We start from the raw sequence: 22,337 nt of genomic DNA, 5'->3' as shown, positions 1-22,337 counted from the left end.
AACATTCTTCTGCTTCATTTTAAAATGATAAAACTTCTTCTAAAGAGAATCAATTGCCACAAAAAAAAAATTTTCTGTACATGGTCTCCGTTTCAACGGAATTTCATTTCTAGCTCGTTGTTTGTTGTGCAAAACGATCTGAATAAAGCTGAAACTTATTAATTATTGTAACTCGTAGTGCATTATAAAAAGGTTATTCATAATACGAAAAAAAATCGTATATTGTATTGAATACCAATCTAATACACTATGAATAACCTAGATGCAATTTACGATTTTATTTTAAATGAATTAAGAAAATTAACCTTAAATGAAAATTTTTATTTTAAACCTATTAAACCAAAATTGAGTGATTTAGAACTTATTGCCATAAATATTTCTGCAGAATATTTATCAATAGACTCAGAATATCAGTTATTTAGATATCTTTCAAATTCAAAACTAAATGGAATGATAGAAAGAAGTGTTTATAATCGCAGGAAAAGAAAACTCTTCTTGCATATGGAAAATATCAGAAAGATTATGGTTGATAGATTTCATGATCTTGAAAGGATTTTTATTGTAGACTCAATGCCTTTAGAAATTTGCAAAAACGCAAGAGCAAACCGCTCTAAAATCTGTAAAGAAGATGAATTTTCATTTCCAAGCAAAGGATATTGCGCTTCTCAATCGAGTTATTATTATGGCTACAAATTACACGCTATATGTTCTGTTTCAGGAATATTTCAAAGTTTTGATATTTCTACTGCAAGCATTCATGATATCCATTTTTTGCAAGACATAAAGCATCAAATAAACAATTGCACATTAATCGGAGATAGAGGTTATTTATCAACTCAAGTACAAACAGATTTGTTCAATTATGCAAATATAAAATTAGATACACCTATGAGAAGCAACCAAAAAAATTATCACAAGCAGAAATACATTTTTAGAAAATCAAGAAAGAGAATCGAAACGCTATTTTCTCAACTTTGTGACCAATTTAAAATCAGAAATAATTATGCGAAATCATTTAATGGTTTTAAAACCAGAATCTTAAGTAAAATTACGGCTCTAACTTTTATTCAATTTGTAAATGTTTTTGTTTTTAATAGAAAAATGAACAAAATTAAAGTATCTTTAATTTAATAATGCACTACGAGTTATTGTATTACTTTTTTATCTTTTCAGTATTTGACTCCCTTCGTCATAACCTTTCATATATGCATCCTTTGTTCCTTTCCAATCAAAGATACTTTCAACAATAAACATTGTAACAAGTCCGATAATAAAAAATAAAAGGTCTCTTTTTGTAATTTTCATACTATTTAAAATTAAGTTCAAATTTTTCATTTTTTTCACCAAACGATTTTAGAAAAAGCAAAATAAAAAAGGGAATTAATAATGCATAATTAAATTCTATTCGCTCTGAAGTCATAAGGAAAGTGATAACTAAAACGTAAACGATTAAAAAGCCTAATAATACACCTTGTAAGACTTTCGGAAGGTTTTCATTTGATTTAGACCAAAAAATGTTTTCATTAATTTCAATTGGCAAAACTATTTTTTTTGAATCTAAAACAAAATGATGTTCTTTTTCAAAATCTTTCGCTTTGACAAGAATTTTATGATTACCAAAATTTGTAACGAAATCAATTTTTGGATTTTTGTAATCAACATGTCCAATATAATCATCATCCACAAATACTTCGTAACGATTATTGAAAAACGAATATTTTTGATTTAATTTCAATTTTATTTTCCCATTCATTACTCATGTTTTTTGAATATACTTTTTCCTTTTTAATCGGAATTTTGACTAGCTATGATGATAAGATGCGGCAGATTTCCTAAAAATGCACCTGCTGAATTTCTTCCTCAATTTCTTTCGGAGAGTCGGGGGTTTCATCTTTAATTAAAAACATTGTTACAGCAGCCGCTACAATCATGCAAACCCCTCCTACTACGACATAATCAATGGCCATATTGCCGAAGAGATTTTTCACAATTGGGCCTCCGAAAATACCATTGATAATTTGTGGAATCACGATGAAGAAATTGAAGATTCCCATGTAAACACCCATTTTCCTTTGAGGAATAGCATCGATCAACATTGCATAAGGCATTGCAAGAATACTTGCCCAAGCGAAACCTAAACCAACCATGGAAATCCACAACATTCCGGTATCTTTAATGAAAAACATAGAAATTAAACCTAATCCACCGGCAAATAAAGCCAAAGCGTGCGTTTGTTTTTTACCAATCGCTTTAGCAATTGGAGTTAAAAGAAACGCAAACGGAATCGCAAATAAATTATAGAGACCAAATAAATGTCCGGTTAAATCACCGGCTTTATTAAATTCTGCAGAGGTAGTATCATCCGGCGCAAGTCCGAAATGGTGAGTCGCTAAAGCACTTGTTGTAAAAACCCACATCGTAAACAAAGCAAACCAAGAGAAGAATTGCACGACTCCTAACTTTTTCATCAAAGGAGGAATGGTGGCAAAATCTTTGAAAATATCCATGAATTTGGAGTGTTCCGGCTCTTTATTATCATCGGAAAAGTCAGCAAATTCCTGAGGTGAGTATTCTCGGGTAGTGAAAATAGTGTATAAAATGGACAAAATAAGTACTGCTGCACCGATATAAAATGCGTAAATCACATTATCCGCCACATAGCCTTCGGGTGCGACATTAGATACGCCCATTTTGGTGAGCCAGTTCGGCATTTCTGAACCGATAACGGCTCCAACTCCAATTAAGATAGTCTGGATAGAAAAACCAAGCGTTCCCTGATGTTTCGGCAGCATATCCCCGACCAGCGCACGGAAAGGTTCCATCGCAATATTCACAGAAAAATCCATCATCGCAAGAAAAATAACCGCCAACAATAAAACATTGGCTGCAATTAATTGGGTTACTGAAGCTGCATTCGGAAGAAGTACCAAACCGATTGCGCAAAGCACTGCGCCAATGAGGAAATACGGTTTTCTTCTGCCGAGCGGACTCCAGGTATTATCACCCATGTGACCGATAATAGGCTGTACAATTAAGCCCGTAATAGGTGCTACCAACCAGAACCAGGAAAGCTCGTGAACATCGGCGCCGAGGTTGGCTAAGATTCTACTAGCATTTCCGTTCTGCAGACCAAATGCCATTTGGATTCCGAGAAACCCCATACTCATATTGATAATTTGAGCGATACTGAGGTTTGGTTTTATTTTTTTTGCCATAATTTGTTATGAGGATTAAATATGAAGGATGATTTTTGAAGTATGAAGTATGAAGTATAATTTATGAAGTATTAAGGATGATTGGTTTTGAGATTATTTTTGAGTTTTGAGTTGGATAATATAGGCATCTTCCACAGAGGTTTTAATTTTGGTAACTTCGTCGACGTTGTCGTTTGGAATCGTCATAGAAAGGACATATTGTCGGATTTTCCATTTGCCACCAATTTTTTCTAGAACTCCGGAGCCGCGGCAAATTTTCATCTGGGTATCTAAAAGTTCATCAAACCAAGCGTAGGTACCATCTTTGCTAAAGGTGATATTTCTTTTCAGCGAAGTGAAATTCCATGCCTTGCCGCTATCGAAAAATGGCTTTGCCCAAACCATGAATTCTTTTTTATTCCATACTTCCGTAGCGTCGGTACCAATGAAAGTAGATTCTTCGGCATAAAGATCGAAATAATTTTTGTAATCTGCTGCTGCCGCAAAAGCATTCAAATCGTCGAGAACTTTAGCGACATTTTTCTTCTGGACGTTTTCGTAAAAACCTTTATTTTGTGCGGAAACTGTTGCGGAAAAATTGAAAATCAATAATAATATTCCAATAAAAGTTATTTTTTTCATAGTAACGGTTTTAACTATTTTATTAAACAAAGACAATGACACGATAATTTTTTTACGTTGATTTCTATCTATATTAAAGAGAAAGCACTGTAATTTTATTACAAAAAGAACGCTGCTACCATTTTTAATTCAACTCTAAAATCAAAGAAGATTTCCCCGAAACGGTGAGTTTATTTTGTGCATTTACCGAAAAATCCTTTCCGGAAATTACATCTTTTCCCGCAGAAACGCCTGATAACGATTCCGCGAAACGGCTTAAATCGAGAGTTTGATCTTTTTCGTTATTATTAATCACCACCATAACTTTTTCTTTTTCATTGTATCGGAAATAGACATATACCTTTTCTTTCGGCATATAATGTTTGGTTTTTCCACTATGGATTACCTCTTTTCCTTTTCTCCAATTCAATATTTTTAGAGTGAAATTGTAGAAATCCTGTTGCTCCGGAGTTTGGGTTTTCGGGTTGAATGCATTCTGCGAATCCCCTTTCCAGCCACCAGGAAAATCTCTCCGGATATCGGCATCACCGCCTTTATTTTTGTCGCCACGCATCCCAATTTCGGAACCATAATAAATCTGCGGAATCCCCCGAACGGTGGAAATTAAGGTCAATGCCATTTTGTAATACCTGGAATCTCCATTGAAAATTTCATTGAATCTTTCGGTATCATGGTTTTCAAAAAAGACCAAAATGTTATTGATGTCGGGATAAAGAAAATCGTTTCCGAAGGAGTTGTAAATCTTAATCATTCCTTTGTCCCAGCCGTCTTCTTCTTTCAATGCAGAAGGTAAATCGGTGTACAAAGTAAAATCCATCACTGCCGGTAAATTGGAATTATAGCCATCAATTTCCGCAATCTTTGAATTTTTTTGCCAATAAGAAATATGTGCCGGATTGTACATCCAAGCTTCGCCCACGATATTGAAATTTGGATATTCGTCTGTGATGGCTTTTGCCCATTTTGCCATCGCTACTTTGTCGTTGTACGGATATGTGTCAACGCGTAAACCGCCGAGTTCCGCATATTCAATCCACCAAATTGCGTTTTGGGTTAAATATTTCAAAACCAATGGATTACTTTGATTCAAATCTGGCATTGTGGTATCGAACCAACCGTTTAATGCTTCTTTTTTGTCGATATCAGCGACATTCGTATCAAACTGCGAAGTGATCCTGTAATTGGATCTTTTGAAACCATACTTCCCTTCGCCATCCGGAAATTGGTGAATCCAATCTTTGGTCGGTAAATCCTGAATAAGCCAGTGCGAAATTCCCCAATGATTAGTCACATAATCCTGAATAAGCATCATCCCGCGTTTTTGCAGTGCTCGGGAAAGTTCCAGATATTCTTCGTTGGTTCCGTATCTACCATCGATTTGGTAAAGATCAGTTTGTGCATAGCCGTGGTAGGAAGTTCTTTTTTCGTTGTCTTCGTTCACCGGAGTCAGCCAAAGCGCAGTTGCACCCAAATTTTGAAGATAATCAAGATTATTGATAATACCGCGTAAATCGCCCCCGTGTCTTCCAGTCGGTTCGTTTCTATTCGCTTTATCGGTAAGATTTTTTTGGGAATCATTTGAAGGATTTCCGTTTGCAAACCGATCGGGCATAATAAGATACATCACATCTTTCGAAGAATATGAAGATCTGTTAGCAGAATTGGGTTTTCTACTTTTGAGTTCGTATTTGTAGGAATAAACGGTTTTATTATTTTCTTTAAAATTAATTTTAAAAAGAGAATTGTTGATTTCATTGGTATTCACGGTGATGAATACGTAATTTGGGTTTTCAGTTTTGGTAAGATCTTTAACCGGGATTTGATCGGAAAGTTCTACCGCATATTTGGAAATATCCTTTCCATAAACCATAATCTGGAGTTCAGGATTTTTCATTCCCTTCCACCAGAAGGCGGGTTCTACTTTCTGGATTTGGGCAATCAACGTCGTGCTGATGTATAGCGACAATAATAAGAGTAGTTTTTTCATGGTTGGTTGTTGGTTAGTTAGCTGTCTAGCTGTAGTTAAACCTCATAGGTTTCAGAAACCTATGAGGTTTGAGGATTCATTTCAGGATAACTGTGAAATTCGATAAATTCATCCATCGAGCGAAAATATTTCAGCATATAATCGCGTGTTACTGCCGATGCGGTTTCCGGATGGAGATAACTTCGATAGGATGAAAATTTCCATTCACTCACATCACGAACGAAACCGTGATTTATAGGATTCCTGTGAATATATTTGAAGGTATTTAATAAATATTTTTCGTCATCTATTCTGATTCTCTTTAAATAATCTAAAAATAATGCCCCTCGCCGGCCGTACATTTTATTATAAGCCTTCGCATACGAATTAAGTAAATTACTGAACGGCTTCATCAGAAGCCGATGCGATTTTTCACCATACACCTCTGCAGTTTCAATAGTCAAATTCTTACCAACCTCATCACCCGTTTTAAATGCTACCAACAGGTGAATGTGATTCTGCATTAAACAATAAGCGTAAATATCTAAAACCGGTAACAGATAATGCTTGAGTTTTTCAAGGAAAAAAATATAGTTTTTGTCTTCACGAAAAACCAATTCGTTTCCGTTCACGTGCGTGTACACATGAAAAATTCCGTTGAAGTCGAAACTTTCGCGATATCTGCTCTCTATCATGGTACTGTTTATTTGGAGTGGCGAAAACTAGAAACCTTAGAAACCTTATAGGTTTTGAAAACCTCTAAGGTTTAATTGGTACCTGTTCACATCACCTACTTTACAGGCTTCACTGAAATCGCATAACCACCGCTTCTAGCGAGTTTCATCGGCAATTTCGATTTGCTGGTAACCGTCTTTTTGTAAATCTTATAGGATTGAGGATTGTTGATATAATCTGCATCGTCGCCATCGGCATATACAGTGGCTTCGTACTTTTTCCCTTTCGGAAGGAAGGAGAAATCTACGGTGTAATTTCTTGTGTTTTCATCGGTAATTCCGCCTACATACCACTCATCTTTGCCTTTTGCTTTTCTGGCCGTGTGGATATAATCGCCAGGTTCTGCCGAAAGAATTTTGGTATCATCCCAATCTACCGCAACATCCTTGATGAACTGGAACGCATCTAAATGCCGTGCGTAGTTTTCCGGTAAGTCAGCCGCCATCTGTAGCGGAGAATACATTACCACGTACAGTGCCAGCTGCTTCACCAAAGTTGTTTTCACAAATCTTGTATCGCCGGGAAAATAATAATCTAGTTTGGTTTGGAAAATTCCCGGTGTGTAATCCATTGGGCCACCCATAAATCTGGTGAACGGAAGAATGGTCTGATGATCCGGATTATTTCCGCCAAATGCTTCGTATTCTGTTCCACGTGCGGCTTCAGCGGCGATCCAGTTCGGATAGGTTCTGCTTAAACCTGTAGGACGAACAGATTCGTGAGAGTTGACCATGATTTTATACTCGTTGGCCTTCTCTGCGATTCTTAAATAATGGTTAATCGTCCACTGTGAGTAATGATGTTCGCCACGCGGAATAATATTCCCAACATAACCGGTTTTCACAGACGGATAATCGTATTTGTTCATCAGCTGGAAAGCTTTGTCGGCCCATCTTTCGTAGTTGGTGGCCGAGCCGGAAGTTTCGTGGTGCATCATCAGTTTCATTCCTTTTGAATGAGCGTAGTCATTCAGCATTTTAATGTCGAAATCAGGATAAGGCGTGATGAAGTCGAAAACAAATTCTTTGCTGTGACCGAACCAGTCTTCCCAGCCTATGTTCCAGCCTTCGATAAGTAATGCGTCGAAGCCGTGTGCTGAAGCGAAATCGATGTACTCTTTGACATTGGTGTTATTTGCCGCGTGTTTTCCGTTCGGGGTGAGTTTAGAAAAATCAGTTTTCCCGATATGTACGTTGTTGGCTGTGGAATAAGCCCACTGAGATTTCCCGATGATCATTTCCCACCAAACACCCATGTATTTTGTAGGTTTGATGTAGGAAGTATCTTTATATTCTGTAGGATCATTGAGGTTGAAAATCATTTTTGAAGCCAAAACTTCTTCTGCTTTAGGGGAAGCAATGATCGTTCTCCACGGAGAAACCGCCGGGGTTTGCATATAACCTTTTGCACCTTGAGCATCAGGAGTTAAGTGGGTTTTAAACTTAAATTCAGTCGCATCCAATTCCAAGTTGGAAGCCGGATAATTGATAACTGCAGCTTCTGCAATGTTTACGTACAATTGATCTTTTCCTTCTTTTTTCAGCATTAAAGGCGTCTGAACTGCATTTTTAATTAAAGATTGCGAAGCATTTCCATCATACGAAGTTGGCCATTTTGCAGGAATCTCAGAAAGGTTTGTGGTCTGCGTTTGGTATTCCTGAGAATCGTAATCGCCCGCTAGCCACCACGCTTTCATATCGGTTGGCAGATCGATTTCGGAGTCTTCTTCCCTGATGATGAAATAGTTCAGATTTTTCTGTTGCGGAAATTCATATCTGAATCCAAGTCCATCATTAAACAACCTGAATTTCAGTATAATATAACGATCATTCGCTTCCTGATTAAGCGTTACGGCAAGTTCGTTGAAGTGATTTACATACGATTTTTTTTCGCCCATAATCGGATTCCAACTTTCGTTTTTGGAGTCGAATTTTTCAGCTGTTTTGGTAAATCCTTCTGATAAATCTTTGCCTTTTTGGTCTTTACTTTCTATCTCGGAAGCAAACTTAATATCGCCATCTCTTAAAAGTCTTAATCCTAATTTGGAGTCTTCAACAACGGTTTTTCCTTGGTATTTTAGGTTATAAAAAGGAACTCCATTTTTGAGTTGAAAGTTCATTTCAAATTTTCCGTCGGGAGATTTTAAAGACTGTGCGTTAAGTGCGAAACTTCCCATCAGCAGGAAAAGCGCAGATATTTTTATATTTTTCATAATGATTATTTCGAATCAATAAATTTAGATAAAATGCTAGTAATGACCAAGTTTTTGAGCAATATTTATCCTCAAAAACACAAAAAAACTGCTGCTAAAAAGCAACAGTTTCTTATAAATTTCAAGGAAAATAAAACTTACTGAGGAGTCAGTTTATAAGTTCCCAATTTGATGTTGGCAGTAATTTTATAAGTAGTGCCGCCACCGTTGTATTGAATATTATTGTTATCACCATTTGGTCCTAAGAAACCGGAGTTTCCAGCACCATGGATGTTACCCCATTCCGTACCAGACCAATCTTGCTGACCTAGGAATTTGAATTCTGCTCCATCCGGAACTTCAATTACATATTCGTAAACTCCATCACCAACTTGAGTCATTTCTAATGCTGATCCAGCGTTCCAACCTTGGATAGATCCTACCAAATAAACATTTGTTGGCAAAGTAGGAACAGAAGAAGGAGTTACCGTGATGTTTCTTGAGTTTTGGTTAATAGTGATTTTGTACATTCCAGAATTTCCTGTGAATTTCATGTTTTCGGATCCTGATGGTACCAAATTGTTAGACCAAGTGTTGAAATACTTGAAAGAATCATTGATACCATCAGCGTTTAGACTGTAATTAATAGGGTTCCAATCTTGTTGACCTAAAAATCTGAATTCACCATTATTTTCCAAATAAGTATAAATTTCAGAAATTTCATTGGTTTGTTTCAACAATTGAGCAGAAGTAGCATTCCAGCCCACCGCTGTACCACCACCTACAAGATAGAAATCTACAAACGCAGGTTGATAAGGTGCAACTTTAAAGGTAACAATATCTGAAGTTTTAGTTATGGTACCACCAGTTGATGTGGTAGTTGCAGTAACGCGGATATCAACAGAAGATGCTACATTCACAGGAAGTCCTGCTTTGATAGCGATATCATTCAAAGTATAATTAGAAACCGCCAACTGAGTTTCATCGGTAGTGCTTCCTAATAATTGGAAGTTTGATGATCCTGACGCAGCAAGTTCTACTTTATATTCAACAGCCACACTGTAAGAATAATCATCCCAAAGAATAGTGGTAGCAGTTTCTAATGGAGCTTCAGCATTCAAAGTAATCAATTGACCTGCACTAGGATTTTTGATCACCGGAACTTCAGAAGGATAAGGAGTTACCACAAAATTAATCGCATTCGACACTTCAGCACCAATCTCTATTCTAATATAAGCATTTTGCGAAGAATAAGGAGAAAGACCAGCTTGCAACATTGCAGTATTCAGTGCGCCAATTGTAGTAGTGAAGGTATTGGAATTGGAAGTACCCAACTCTACTTTCGTAGCGAAATCTTCTGTCTTTGAAACAACAACAGAATAAGTTCCTCCAGTAGTTTTAGAGTTGTCCCATCTTAATATGAAAGGGTTATTTTCCATTGTAGGATACAAAACTGCAGCTCCCAAAGTGGTATTATACAAGGTAAATGACGGTTCCGGAGTTGTCCAGTCTCTATCTGCACTTCGGTCGCAGGCGGTGAAAACAAAAGCTGACACCAATGCTACTAATAAATATTTAAATATATTTTTCATAAAATTTTTATTAAAAATTATAGGAATCAACATTACTCCACCGGAATAATGGTGTACGCTCCTGTTGCATCATTGAAATACACATCATAAGTCCACTCAGCTCCTAAAGGAATATTATCTCCTCCCTGTACTGCAGTTCCGAAGAATGCAGCGTTACTTCCCCAACTTACATCCCACGCATTATTAGCTCTGAACTTAAATTCACCTTCTTTAAGAGATACCGAGTGTATAGACCAAACATGTGGATCGAAAGTTGACTGTGTTAATTGGGTATCGGTATCCCAATTTCCATTTACATTTCCGATAATCGAAACATTAGCGTAAGTGGTAGTAGAAACAGTAGCTGGCTCAAATGTGTACGTAAGATCTGCAGTATTCACCGTAAGTTTGTAGTAGCCATCAGCAGCAACCGGGATATTTCCGGAACCGCCGTCAGTACTCAACATTCCTGATGCTGCACCTAAACCGAATTGTGCATCCCAAGATCCTTTAACTTTAATCATTTTGAATTCTCCCTGTTTGAAAAATCCAGTGAAAGTATATTGATTATCCTCAGCAGTTTTCAGTAGAGGTAATAGATTTTTGTTATCCGCATTGTTATCCCAAGCTGCTGCTGTAGCATCACCCACCAGATAGAGATCTACAAAATTGTAAATTGGTGCTGCTAAATACGGAGTAATCATCAAACTGGTAACATTAGAAACTTGCTCATAATCATTAACACCAATAAAAGAGACAACCCTGATGTACATTTTCTGTGCAACGCCCGGTACGAAACCGATTTTCTTTGCAGCATTATTCATCTGTACGTTTGAAAAAGAAAGATGAGTAACGGATTGAGTGGTAGAACCTACGACTTCTTTGGTTTCAAAACCTTCCGTTGCACTAATTTCTACACTGTATTTGGTTTCTACAGGCACGTTGAATTTAGCTGGATCCCAGCTTACGGTGATCGCCGGATTAGATGGGAAATTAGGATCCAAAACCAAGTTTTGCGTTGAAAGATCCATTAGAATTGGGGCAGATTCTGGCTCTATGGTAATCAATTCTCTGTCTTCGCAAGAACTAAGCCCAAGAATTACGGTTGCCGCAAGTATAAAATTTTTAAAGATATTATTTTTCATTTCTTGTAAATTAAATAATTAGTAGCCAGGATTTTGTACAAGATTCGGGTTTACTACCAAATCGTTCGTTGGAATTGGGAATATGTTTCTGTATTCTCCTACAGCGATTCCATCTTTTACATTTCCTTTCCAAGGCCATAAATAAGCAGATGAAGTAAATTTACCAAATCGAATAAGGTCGGTTCTTCTGGTCATTTCCCAAGACAATTCTCTGGAACGCTCATCAAGAATAAAATCTAAATTAAGAACAGAAACCGCAGAAGCACTTGCTCGGGTTCGCAAGGCATTTACATATCCAAGTGCTGTAGCCATATTTCCGCCACCGCCTCTTAGAACTGCTTCAGCATACATCAAATACACATCTGCTAAACGGTAAACTGGCAAATCTGTTTCAACCCAGTTATCGTGAATTCCTGGTGTACCATCGCTCTTAAGGTTTTTATATTTAATGAAAGCATAACCGTCATTAAAGTTTCCTAAATCATTGATTTCTAAAGTCTGTCCATCAGTATAGAAACGACCTCTTTTATCACTACTTTCAAATTTCTGAACGAATGCTTTGGTGGTTCTTAAACCTCCCCATCCACCATTCACGCCGAAATCTGCGGCTACCATATCCCCTCCGATTGCCGCATGCACAAGGAAAGTGGTTCCACCATTGGTTTGGGTTTTAGCGCCATCATAAACAATAGAGAAAATATTCTCTGGGTTGTTCACGTGGTTATCCGCCAGGAATAAGCTTTCGTAGCTTATGTTCTTCGGCATTGTATCATTCGGATCTGGCGTAGATTCATTTGGAACTTGAACGACAGTTTGCTTCAAGCTATATCCTGCAGAAATTACTTTCTCCGTATAAGTGATTACATCAGCATATCTTTCTGTTCCGCTGTACACTTTTGCGTTTAGATATAATCTTGCCAACAAAGACCATGCAGCAGCTTTATCTGCTCTTCCGTATTCGTTGGTTTTTGGATCTTTCAATCCCGCCTCCGCATCTTTCAACTGATTTTCAACATACGTAAAAAGTTCAGCCCTTTTCATTTGTTGCGGCACGCTACCAAAAGTAGTTTCATCTACGAAAGGTACGTTTCCATAAAGATCCAACAAGTGATAATAAGCTTGTGCCCTAAGGAATTGGGCTTCAGCTCTCATCGCTTTCGCTTCATCAAGGTTTGCTCCTGAAATGCCGTTTTGGTTTAATTTCTCGTCGGTTGTATTTTTAATAAACTCATTACAGAAAGCGATTTCGGTATATAAACGATAATACATTGCATTGCTGAATTCGTTTGACGGAGTCCAGATCATTTTGTGGAATTCGTGCAAAGAACCATCATTCCAACCGATTACCGCTTCATCAGTTGTGATAACCTGAAGAGTATACAGCAAACGCATATAATTGGAAAATCCACCATCGATATCTGCAATATCTCCATTACCATCACCTCCGGATTGACCTCCAACAGCCAAACCTCCGTATAATTTTGCCAAAAGATTCTTATAATTTCCGAAATCTTTATACAAACTCGCTGCGGTAACTTCTGTAATTGGCTCTTGTCTTAAATCATTTACACATGAAGTTGCGGTAAGGGTAAGTCCTAAAAGTGCTGCAGCTATCGTATTTTTTGTTATTTTAAAATTTTTCATTTTCTTAAATTATTAAAATTGAAAGTTTAATCCTAATGAATATACTTTAGGTCTTTGATAGAATCCGTTATCGATATTTCCGACAATTTCAGGATCTACACCTGAATAATCAGTGATTACGAAAACATTCTGAGCCATACCATATACTCGAAGGTTGCTTCCTTTATTGAAAATATCACCAAAATTATATCCCAAAGTAAGGTTGTCCATTCTTAGGAAAGAAGCATCTTCTACAAAGATATCGCTCCAATATTGTGGAGTTTTGAATCCATACTGAGCAGTAACAGATGACAAGTTCATTAAAAAATCGTTGTTAGCAATACTTAGTACATTCGATTGTGATGCGAAGTTGTTATAAACATAGTTTCCTAAAACCGCTCTCAAAGAGGTAGAAAGATCCCAGTTTTTGTAATTGATTTTGGTAGAGAATCCTAAAGTTGCATCTGGAGTTGTTGATTTATACAGATATTTATCGTTAGTATCAATCTTTCCATCTCCGTTTCTGTCAACATAAACCCCATCCAATGGTTTCCCACTATTGTCATAAACTTGTTGGTACAACCAGAAACTGAATGGCGTATTTCCTACCACATGGGCTTGTACTGTATTTCCAGTACCTCCTGAAATACCACCTTGCTGGATGACATAATTTGGTGCTACATCATCAAAATGGGTAATAGTTGGTTTGTAATGAGATGCATTAAAGCTAAATTCCCATGTGAAGTTTTCTTTTTTCACAGGAATTACATTGATAAGGAATTCAATACCATCCGTTTCCATTTTCCCGATATTTTTAATGTTGGTATTACTGAATTCTCCGGCAGGCACTTGTACTCTTGCTTGCAGATCAGAAGTTTTCTTTTTAAACCAATCGATAGAACCGGTAATTCTGTTATTCCAGAATCCGTAATCCAATCCTGCATTGATGGTTGCTGTAGTTTCCCATGTCAAATTTGGGTTATACTGCGTCGGACGATACATTAAATAGAACTGATCACCGAAACCGTATTGCGCAGTTGCCTCAGATATATTATAAGATGCAAAGGAGTTATAATAACTTCCAACTTCCTGTTGTCCAGTTTCTCCCCAACCTCCTCTTAGTTTCAAATCGGAAACTGCATTCACGTCTTTTAGGAAGTTTTCGCTCTTAATTTTCCATGCTCCGGAAAAAGACATAAAGGTTCCCCAGTTATTTTTTAAATCAGTACCGTTGTAGAATCTTGATGACGCATCTCTTCTCACAGAGCCTGTTAAGATATATTTGTCTGCAATAGTGAAAATACCTCTACCATAGAAACCTAACAATACCAAATTTCCCTCATAATCTCTCGAAGGTGCAGGTGCATCATACGATGGATCACCGTTGTAAGTGAAAGCTCCCGGCACTTTATCATTGAATTTCTGATAAGAATAACCCGCCATCAAGTCCAGTTTGGTATTGATCGCAGAAATTTCTTTCACATAATTCAAGTACGTTTCTAATAATTTATTGGTTTTTTCCTGAGTATAATCTCTGCGTGTTCCAAGGTTAAAGAAAGTGCTTCTGTATCCTGCATATTCAGTTACTGCACCTGTACCTTTTTGATGATCATATCCCAAGTTGATATTCCAGTGTAAATCTGGTAAAAAGTGGAATTTATAATCCAATTGCAAACCAGCAATCCCTCTGAATACAGTTGAAACATCTCTTCTAGCTTCCAATGAAGCAACTGGGTTACTTGTAGCGTTTACGTTAAGAGCTCCGTTTGGCAAGAACCATTCCCAATAGTTTCCTACCTGATCTCCTTGCGCTGAATAATCACGAACAGATTGGGTTGGATCCATTAGTTGTGCAGCTCCAATAACTCCCGCATTGAATCGGTTTTCTGTCATTGATCCTTTGAAGGATGCTGTAACTGATAAATGATTATCAAAGAATTTCGGAGTCAAATTTAATCCTACTGAAGTTCTTCTAAATTCGTTGGTTTTCACCAAACCATTTTGCTCTGTATATCCTAATGATAGGCGATAAGGCAATTTTTTAATACCACCTGATAAGGAAACGTTATTATCGGTTCCCCAAGCAGTCTGGTAAATTTCATCTTGCCAATTAGTGTTGGACGTACCTAGCATATCGATGTACTTTTGCTGGGTAGCATTTTCAATTACATATTTTCTGAATTCATCAGCGGTCAAGACGTCTTGATTTCCCATTTTAGTAGAAACCGATGCTGATGTAGAGAAATTAACTTTCAGTCTTCCTGCAGAACCTTTTTTTGTAGTGATCAAAATAACCCCATTCGAAGCTCTGTTTCCGTAAATTGCTGCTGCAGAAGCATCCTTCAAAACAGTGAATGACTCAATATCGTTCGGGTTAATCAATGCTAAAGCATCAGATGCTCCCATAAGGGACTTACCATCAAGATTCTTTGTCATATCCATCGGTATACCATCTATAACGATTAAAGGATCGTTGCTCGCCGTAAGCGAAGCTCCTCCCCTGATTCTAATCGTAGAACCTGCACCCGGATTTCCTCCGTTTCCTGTGATGGTAACACCCGGTGCTTTCCCTTGTATTAACTGGTCTGCAGAGGTCGCTCCTCCATTAAAGTCTTTGGACGAAATAGAAGCAATAGATCCGGTAAGGTCAGCCTTCTTTTGCTTTCCATATCCAATTAATACAACCTGCTCAATATCGGCAGTTTTAACCGAATCCGCTGTTTGTGCGTGTAACATTGTACCCGCCAATAACAAAAAGGCCGGTGCAATTTTCAAAACTGTAGTATAGTTTCTCACAAAAATAAAATTTAAGGATTAATATTCTTTACTTAATACTCCACATGGTGAAGTCTTGCAATTTAAACAAATATTCAATTATTCCTAAAATTTTATTAAAATCGTTAATTTTATGTGAGAAAAATCATATCTTGATTGTGAACATAAAAGCTAATTTTTTAATTATCAGATATTTAACCTTTATATTGTCTCATCAATGAGAATATAGATATTAACAAAAAGTTAAACATTTGTTTATCATTTTTTAATATACAAATCCCCAATTTCGCAACTCAACTCGAAATTTTTATCGATTCAATAATTTTATAGTAAGCCTCCTAACCCTTATCTTTGCATAAAATAAAAGAGATCAATTTATGTCAGCAAGAAAGATGATTACTGCGGCTTTGCCCTATGCTAACGGGCCCGTTCATATTGGCCATTTAGCAGGGGTGTATATTCCCGCAGATGTTTACGCAAGATTTCAAAGAAGACTAGGTAATGACGTGGCATTTATCTGTGGCTCCGATGAACACGGGATTCCAATTACTATTCGAGCAAAAAAAGAGGGCGTGACACCGCAGGATATTGTGGACAAATACCACGGAATCATCAAAAAATCTTTCGCAGATCTGGGCATTTCTTTCGACGAATATTCCCGCACAACTTCTAAAAAACACTACGAAGTAAGTCAGGATTTTTTTACTACACTTTATAATAAAGAAAAATTCACCGAAGAAGTTTCTGAACAATATTTCGACGAACAAGCCAACGAATTTCTTGCAGACCGATATATCGTAGGAACCTGCCCAAATTGCGGCAACGATAATGCTTATGGTGACCAATGCGAAAAATGTGGCTCTACCCTTTCCCCTTCCGAATTGATCAATCCAAAATCGATGTTAAGCGGAAATATCCCAATCTTAAAGGAAACCAAAAACTGGTATCTTCCCTTAAACGATTATGAAAATTTCTTAAATGAATGGATCATCGAGGGACATAAGGAAGATTGGAAACCCAATGTTTACGGACAGGTTAAATCTTGGTTAAACGATGGACTGAAACCTCGTGCAATGACTAGAGACCTCAATTGGGGCGTTCCCGTGCCACTTCCTGATGCGGATGGAAAGGTGCTGTATGTTTGGTTTGATGCGCCCATCGGATACATCTCATTCACCCAAGAATGGGCCGAAAAAAATGGTAAAAACTGGAAAGATTACTGGCAAAGTGAAAACTCGGAATTGATTCACTTCATCGGGAAAGACAATATTGTTTTCCATTGTATTATTTTCCCTGCAATGATGAAAGCTCACGGAGATTACATCATGCCGAAAAATGTTCCAGCTTTTGAATTCCTTAATCTTGAAAACGATAAAATTTCAACTTCAAGAAACTGGGCTGTTTGGGCTCATGAGTATGTGGAAGAATTTCCTGGTCAGCAAGATGTTTTGCGTTATGCATTACTATCCTCAGCTCCGGAAACCAAAGACAACAACTTCACATGGAAAGATTTCCAGACTAAAAATAATTCTGAGTTGGTTGGGATTTTCGGAAATTTTATCAACAGAGTAGCTGTTTTAATTCATAAATATTACGACGGTATAGTTCCTGCAGGTGATGAAAACGCTTTAGAACTTAATGAAATGGCAAAGGCAGCTTCTGAAATCGAAAACTTCCTCGAAAATTTCGAATTCAGAAATGCATTATCTGCAATGATGAATTTAGCGAGATTCGGAAACCAATATTTGCAAACCGAAGAACCTTGGAAAACCATCAAAGACAACCCGGAAAAAGCAGCAAGTTCACTGTTTGTAGCGGCACAAATCGCCGTTGGATTGGCTCAGGTTTGCGAACCGTTCATGCCGTTCAGCGCTGAAAAACTACAGAAAATGTTCAACGTTCCTCAACTTAGCTGGAAAGAAATTCAAGATGAAAAAGTACTCATAAAAACTGGCCATCAGATTAATCCAGCCGAATTATTATTTTCAAAAATCGAAGACGAAACCATCGAATTCCAGATTCAGAAACTGGAGAACACCAAAGAATCCAATAAAAAAACTAATCCTAAAGCAAACCCCATGAAAGACGAAATACAGTTCGACGACTTCACCAAAATCGATTTAAGAACCGCAACCATCCTTACCGCAGAGAAAGTAGAAAAAGCAGACAAACTGCTGAAATTCTCTGTTGACACGGGCGTTGACGTAAGAACCGTAGTTTCTGGAGTTGCTGAAAGTTTCACACCTGAAGAATGTGTAGGTAAACAAGTAATGATTTTATTAAATCTTGCACCGAGAAAAATCCGCGGTATCGAATCTCAGGGAATGTTGCTTTTAACCACAAAACCCGATGGAAAATTAGCGTTTGTAACGCCTGATGTTCCGGTAGAAAACGGCGTAGAAATTGGCTAAGCGTAGCTTTCTAAGAATCGTAAAAAAAGATTTTGAGTATATTCAAAATCTTTTTTTATTTATAATCATTAAATGAATTTCCATGAGAAAAATTGATCAGCTTTTCGCCTAATATGCCGAAAGCCATCAAAACCACACCAACTAAGCCATTCACTGGATTTGTGTACCATTGATTTTTTTTTCCATTCTAGGTTTCGTTTCGCTGATTCCCGCGCCTCATTTCTTCATGAGGTATTTTGGAGCGATCAGTTTGGTGTCCTTGGGAGCACTGCTTTTGGTGACGGTTTTTTACTTCAGATTATCGTGGCAAATTGCTTTAATGATGATTATCATCATGCTATTAATGGAACATTTCGTCTATTTCATCAATATTCAATTTGAGCATCGATCGTGGATGGTTTATCTTGCTGTTTTTGTAATCTCTTGGATTGGTCAGTTTTATGGGCACAAAATAGAAGGCAAAAAACCTAGCTTCCTCAAAGATTTACAATTTCTTTTGGTAGGTCCAATTTGGCTTTTGCATTTTATTTTAAAGAAAATTGGCATTAAATATTAAAAAAAATAGAGTTGAAAAAATCAACCCTATTTTTTGTTTTTAAGCTCCGAAATGACCTTTCACAGCATTTAAAACCTCTTCATCACTCATCTTTTGAGCAGTACCTAAAGTAATTTTCAAATTTTTAAACTGAGCCGTATCATGTAAAAAGTTTTTCAGTTCTTCTTGTATGGTTCCAGGACCAGTGATGAAAACCTCCTCAGAATTAGTCAAAAGATGGGCAATTTCTTTAAAATACTTTGCCTTATTGGTTTGTTCTGCATTATTCGCAGCATTTTCGTTGGAATTTCCGTGTTGAACCTCCGCTTTTACCGGCGAACAAAGAAAGAATTTGAAAGCGTTCTGCGCATCATGATTTTTTACTACTATTGCTTTGTGCTGATCGAGCCATAGCCCGGATAATTTTTTTTCTGTCATAATAATTTATTTATCATGACTATCGCAACAATAGTGCAAAAGTGCTGTTAAAGGAAGTTAAACTTTATTTCCCTATCACAAAAACCGCCGGAATCTTATGAAGTTCTGGCTTGTTTTTCTGCCATTCTTTAATGGTTAAAGTCTTAATAAATTCCTCTTTCGGATCATTAATATTAGCTGCAATACAAAGTTTCATATTGGGAGAAAGAAACCTGCACAAATCTTCAAAAAGCGGATTGTTGCGGTACGGAGTTTCCATGAAAATCTGCGAATAACCGGTTTTCTGAACCTGATTTTCCAAAAAATGAATCTTCGTTTTCTTTTCGGTTTTATCGATCGGCAAATACCCATGAAAAGTGAATTCCTGACCATTAAAACCACTCGAAATCAAAGCCAGGATAATCGATGAAGGTCCGTTGATTGGAACAACTTTGATGTTATTTTCGTGACACCATTTCACCATTAAATTTCCCGGATCGGCGATACACGGAAGCCCGGCTTCGGAAAGCAAACCAAAGTCCTGCCCGCTTTTCATCAGCTTTTGTGCTTCTTTTAAATCTGCCGTTTCCGAATATTTATCTAAAAGAAAAAGCTTAAGATCGGCCTGTTTCTTTTCGGGTGCGAAAAATTTAATAACCTTTCTGGCGGTTTTTTGGTTCTCTACAAAAAAATAATCGGTTTTCAGAATATATTCCTTAATCGAAGGGGCAAAATACTCAATTGGGGAATTTTCAGAAAGGTAAGCAGGAATTAAAAATAACATAAAACTAAAGTTTGGTGAATCCATTTTCCGACTGATTCAAAACCAGAAACTCAACAACAGAATTTCCACCAGCCGCTTCAAATATATTGATTTGTTTTGAATTCCCTTTCGTGTTGCGGGTTTTATTTATTGAAAAATTGGATCCAGCAGGAAATATTTAAAAAGAAAATTCTTCCTATTGAGAATAATGTTATAAAAAATGATAAAAAAATTTTGATACCTAAGAAAATTATATATAGATTTGTAATACATAATTTAACTAGGCATGAAAAACAATGCGCTTTACAAAGGCACACTCCAAAACATTATCCTGAAACTCTTAGCTTCGGAAGTAAAAATGTATGGCTACCAACTGACGCAGCGGGCAAAAGAACTCACGAAAGGCGAACTGGAGATGACGGAAGGCGCCCTCTATCCGCTTCTGCACAAACTGGAAGCCGAGGGAATCATCTTCTCGGAAATCCAAACCGTGAACGGCCGCGACCGAAAATATTACCTGCTCACCGAAAAGGGAAAACGCCAACAAAAAATGCAGGAGGAGAAAATGAAGAGTTATTTGTTTAACCTACAAAATATTTTTGCGATATGATAACCGAACTGCAATCTGCCGATATAAAAGAGTATTTGTTATCCAAAAAACTTCCGCTGGATTTATACTTGGAAGTTTCTGATCATTTTACGGAACAAATTCAAGCTAAAATAGATTTTGAAAATAAAAATTTTGAAGAAGCTTTCACGGAAGTGCAGCAACTTTGGAGTAAAGATTTAGCAATAAAGAAAAGCCTCAAATATTGGTGGAAGCCTAAAACCGTTTTAGAATTTAAAACTATAGCAGAAACTGAAAAGAAGTTTATTTTGAAATCGTTGCTCTTCTTCGCTATCCCTTTTTCGATTTCTATTTTTCTTATGTTGTTTAATGCTCCTTATGCTTATTATTTCTGTTTGGTAATGCATATTGTTCTTTTGGTAATCGGCTTATATTTCAACATTTTTGAATATAAACTGATGAAAAATACGCAGCCTAAGAAACGCAAAAAGCTTAGCTATGCAGAAGCCAATAGCTATTCGCTAACGATTTCTACATTGTATATTATACTTTTTGTGTTAATGAGTTATGATATGAAATTTTCAAAAGCAATTCAGGCATTGCAAGAATTCCAAAATTTGGAAATTACATTTAGTGGTTTTTTAAAAATATTTATTTTTTTCATCTTCGATTGGGGAATTATTTATGGCTTATTATTTTTTCTTGAATACCGGAAAAGTGTAAGAAATTTGCAGAAGAGATTGCATATTGACCTTTAATTATTCGGTGTGCTATTTTCAAATTGCCTCAAATCAGCTTTTAAAAACTACCAGAATGGAAAAAGAAAACCTAAAATTATTTTTGCAAAAATATGTTTTCAATATTTGGGTTATATTCTTTAGTATTTATTATCTGGTGAAATTAGAAGGTTTTAAAAATAAAATCATAACAGTTATCTAGTTTAGATTATGACTCCATCCCAACACTCCGAAATCCGCGATTATCTTTTGTCCAAAAAACTTCCGATAGATGTTTTAATGGAAGTGGAGGATCATTTCGTTTCTCAGATTAATGATTTGCAGAGAGTGGAGACCAAAGATTTTGAAACTGCTTTCGAAAAAGTAAAAAACGCATGGAAACCAGAACTCAACTTTCCAAAATACCGCATTCAGTTCGACCTGAACGATACCACCTATTTTTTGAAGAAAATTCAAATGGCGGAATCAAAATCAATAGGAATACAGAGTGTAAAGATTACTTTGGTAGCTTTTAGCACGCTCTTTATCATTGCGTATTTATTGCCGGAAAATTTATTTTTCTATGCTTTTTCTTCCTTTGTGGCGGTTGTAATGCTGGTTCCAATTGCACAATATATCCGGTATTTTAAGGTTTTTCGCTTGGTTAAACGGTATGATAATTACAAACTAACCGTTCATCAAGACGCCGCAGTTTTGTCATTAGTTTTTTTGGGCAGTTTTGCACAGTTTTTAATTAATTTAAAAATGTTTTCGTCAATGCTTTATCAAACTTTTCACCTTACTGCGCAAAATCCCCTTTATTATGCAGGAAATTCACTACTAATATTTTTAGTTTTGATGAACGCCTACTGTTTCCTCGCCCAGCGTAGTTATCTTAACCAAATTGAAAAAGTGAAACCCTATTTAAAACACTTGAAACCAAATAATTAGAAATATAAAAATCTTGATTACTATCAAGAACTCATTTCTTTATCAATAAATAAATTAACAAATTTTTACTCTTTGGTTTGTACCTAACTCAAAATACATAGCTACATCAAAAATATAAATCTCACAATAGCAAT

Annotated in this window: 18 protein-coding genes; 6 read left to right on the top strand and 12 right to left on the bottom strand. The window is 36.6% G+C overall.

From position 1 onward, the window contains the following. The first annotated feature begins 249 nt into the window (after positions 1 to 249). Positions 250 to 1,131 carry an IS982 family transposase gene (locus H0S70_RS00690; RefSeq protein WP_123249586.1) on the top strand — a complete coding sequence of 294 codons (882 nt, stop codon included), beginning with the start codon at positions 250 to 252 and terminating at the stop codon, positions 1,129 to 1,131. A 175-nt stretch (positions 1,132 to 1,306) separates the two neighbouring features. On the opposite strand, the gene H0S70_RS00685 is transcribed toward H0S70_RS00690, so the two are convergent. The 10 genes from H0S70_RS00685 to H0S70_RS00640 all read right to left on the bottom strand — a co-directional run bounded on the left by H0S70_RS00685 (position 1,307) and on the right by H0S70_RS00640 (position 15,863). After that, positions 1,307 to 1,753, bottom strand: a complete 447-nt coding sequence (locus H0S70_RS00685; protein WP_188321326.1) for a hypothetical protein — start codon at positions 1,751 to 1,753, stop codon at positions 1,307 to 1,309. Positions 1,754 to 1,832: 79 nt separating this feature from the next. Continuing rightward, entirely contained in the window at positions 1,833 to 3,215 is a 1,383-nt protein-coding gene (locus H0S70_RS00680; protein ID WP_188321325.1) for an MFS transporter, read from the bottom strand. A gap of 93 nt (positions 3,216 to 3,308) precedes the next feature. Then, positions 3,309 to 3,836: a nuclear transport factor 2 family protein gene (locus H0S70_RS00675; protein WP_188321324.1), complete on the bottom strand. Its 528-nt coding sequence runs from the start codon at positions 3,834 to 3,836 to the stop codon at positions 3,309 to 3,311. Between the two features lie 124 nt (positions 3,837 to 3,960). Beyond that, on the bottom strand, positions 3,961 to 5,823 hold the full coding sequence (locus H0S70_RS00670) for a glycoside hydrolase family 13 protein (protein WP_188321323.1): 1,863 nt from the start codon (positions 5,821 to 5,823) through the stop codon (positions 3,961 to 3,963). 59 nt (positions 5,824 to 5,882) lie between these two features. Then, entirely contained in the window at positions 5,883 to 6,497 is a 615-nt protein-coding gene (locus H0S70_RS00665) for a transposase (RefSeq protein ID WP_031503307.1), read from the bottom strand. A 95-nt stretch (positions 6,498 to 6,592) separates the two neighbouring features. Continuing rightward, positions 6,593 to 8,749: a glycoside hydrolase family 97 protein gene (locus H0S70_RS00660; RefSeq protein WP_188321322.1), complete on the bottom strand. Its 2,157-nt coding sequence runs from the start codon at positions 8,747 to 8,749 to the stop codon at positions 6,593 to 6,595. Between the two features lie 137 nt (positions 8,750 to 8,886). Beyond that, the gene (locus H0S70_RS00655) at positions 8,887 to 10,320 is read right to left on the bottom strand and encodes a SusE domain-containing protein (RefSeq protein WP_188321321.1); all 1,434 of its coding nucleotides are present in this window, start codon (positions 10,318 to 10,320) and stop codon (positions 8,887 to 8,889) included. Positions 10,321 to 10,352: 32 nt separating this feature from the next. Then, positions 10,353 to 11,444, bottom strand: a complete 1,092-nt coding sequence (locus H0S70_RS00650) for a SusF/SusE family outer membrane protein (RefSeq protein ID WP_188321320.1) — start codon at positions 11,442 to 11,444, stop codon at positions 10,353 to 10,355. An 18-nt stretch (positions 11,445 to 11,462) separates the two neighbouring features. Then, positions 11,463 to 13,088 carry a RagB/SusD family nutrient uptake outer membrane protein gene (locus H0S70_RS00645; protein ID WP_188321319.1) on the bottom strand — a complete coding sequence of 542 codons (1,626 nt, stop codon included), beginning with the start codon at positions 13,086 to 13,088 and terminating at the stop codon, positions 11,463 to 11,465. A gap of 12 nt (positions 13,089 to 13,100) precedes the next feature. Then, on the bottom strand, positions 13,101 to 15,863 hold the full coding sequence (locus H0S70_RS00640) for a SusC/RagA family TonB-linked outer membrane protein (protein ID WP_188321318.1): 2,763 nt from the start codon (positions 15,861 to 15,863) through the stop codon (positions 13,101 to 13,103). Between the two features lie 356 nt (positions 15,864 to 16,219). On the opposite strand from H0S70_RS00640, the gene metG reads away from it, so the two are divergent. Both metG and H0S70_RS00630 read left to right on the top strand, forming a co-directional pair. After that, positions 16,220 to 18,253 (top strand): methionine--tRNA ligase, encoded by a 2,034-nt coding sequence (gene metG / locus H0S70_RS00635; protein WP_188321317.1) that lies wholly within the window; start codon positions 16,220 to 16,222, stop codon positions 18,251 to 18,253. Positions 18,254 to 18,401: 148 nt separating this feature from the next. After that, entirely contained in the window at positions 18,402 to 18,809 is a 408-nt protein-coding gene (locus tag H0S70_RS00630; RefSeq protein ID WP_228453866.1) for an Mpo1 family 2-hydroxy fatty acid dioxygenase, read from the top strand. 39 nt (positions 18,810 to 18,848) lie between these two features. Here H0S70_RS00630 and H0S70_RS00625 read toward each other — a convergent pair whose 3' ends face one another. Then, positions 18,849 to 19,226, bottom strand: coding sequence for a hypothetical protein (locus H0S70_RS00625; protein ID WP_188321316.1), 378 nt, complete (start codon positions 19,224 to 19,226; stop codon positions 18,849 to 18,851). 64 nt (positions 19,227 to 19,290) lie between these two features. Then, complete coding sequence (locus tag H0S70_RS00620) at positions 19,291 to 19,989, bottom strand: SAM-dependent methyltransferase (RefSeq protein WP_188321315.1); 699 nt, start codon at positions 19,987 to 19,989, stop codon at positions 19,291 to 19,293. 265 nt (positions 19,990 to 20,254) lie between these two features. Here H0S70_RS00620 and H0S70_RS00615 point away from each other — a divergent pair, with 265 nt between their 5' ends. The 3 genes from H0S70_RS00615 (at position 20,255) to H0S70_RS00605 (ending at position 22,203) form a co-directional block, all read left to right on the top strand. Beyond that, positions 20,255 to 20,578 (top strand): PadR family transcriptional regulator, encoded by a 324-nt coding sequence (locus H0S70_RS00615; RefSeq protein WP_188321314.1) that lies wholly within the window; start codon positions 20,255 to 20,257, stop codon positions 20,576 to 20,578. Beyond that, positions 20,575 to 21,294 (top strand): hypothetical protein, encoded by a 720-nt coding sequence (locus H0S70_RS00610; protein ID WP_188321313.1) that lies wholly within the window; start codon positions 20,575 to 20,577, stop codon positions 21,292 to 21,294. Before H0S70_RS00615 ends, H0S70_RS00610 begins: the two co-directional genes overlap by 4 nt. 189 nt (positions 21,295 to 21,483) lie before the next feature. Continuing rightward, on the top strand, positions 21,484 to 22,203 hold the full coding sequence (locus tag H0S70_RS00605; RefSeq protein ID WP_188321312.1) for a hypothetical protein: 720 nt from the start codon (positions 21,484 to 21,486) through the stop codon (positions 22,201 to 22,203). Positions 22,204 to 22,337 lie beyond the last annotated feature (134 nt).

It is taken from the genome of Chryseobacterium manosquense (genome assembly GCF_014623485.1).
Classification (GTDB): domain Bacteria; phylum Bacteroidota; class Bacteroidia; order Flavobacteriales; family Weeksellaceae; genus Kaistella; species Kaistella haifensis.
The sequence above is the reverse complement of the archived record's forward strand: the minus strand, read 5'-3'. Positions and strand labels throughout refer to the sequence as shown.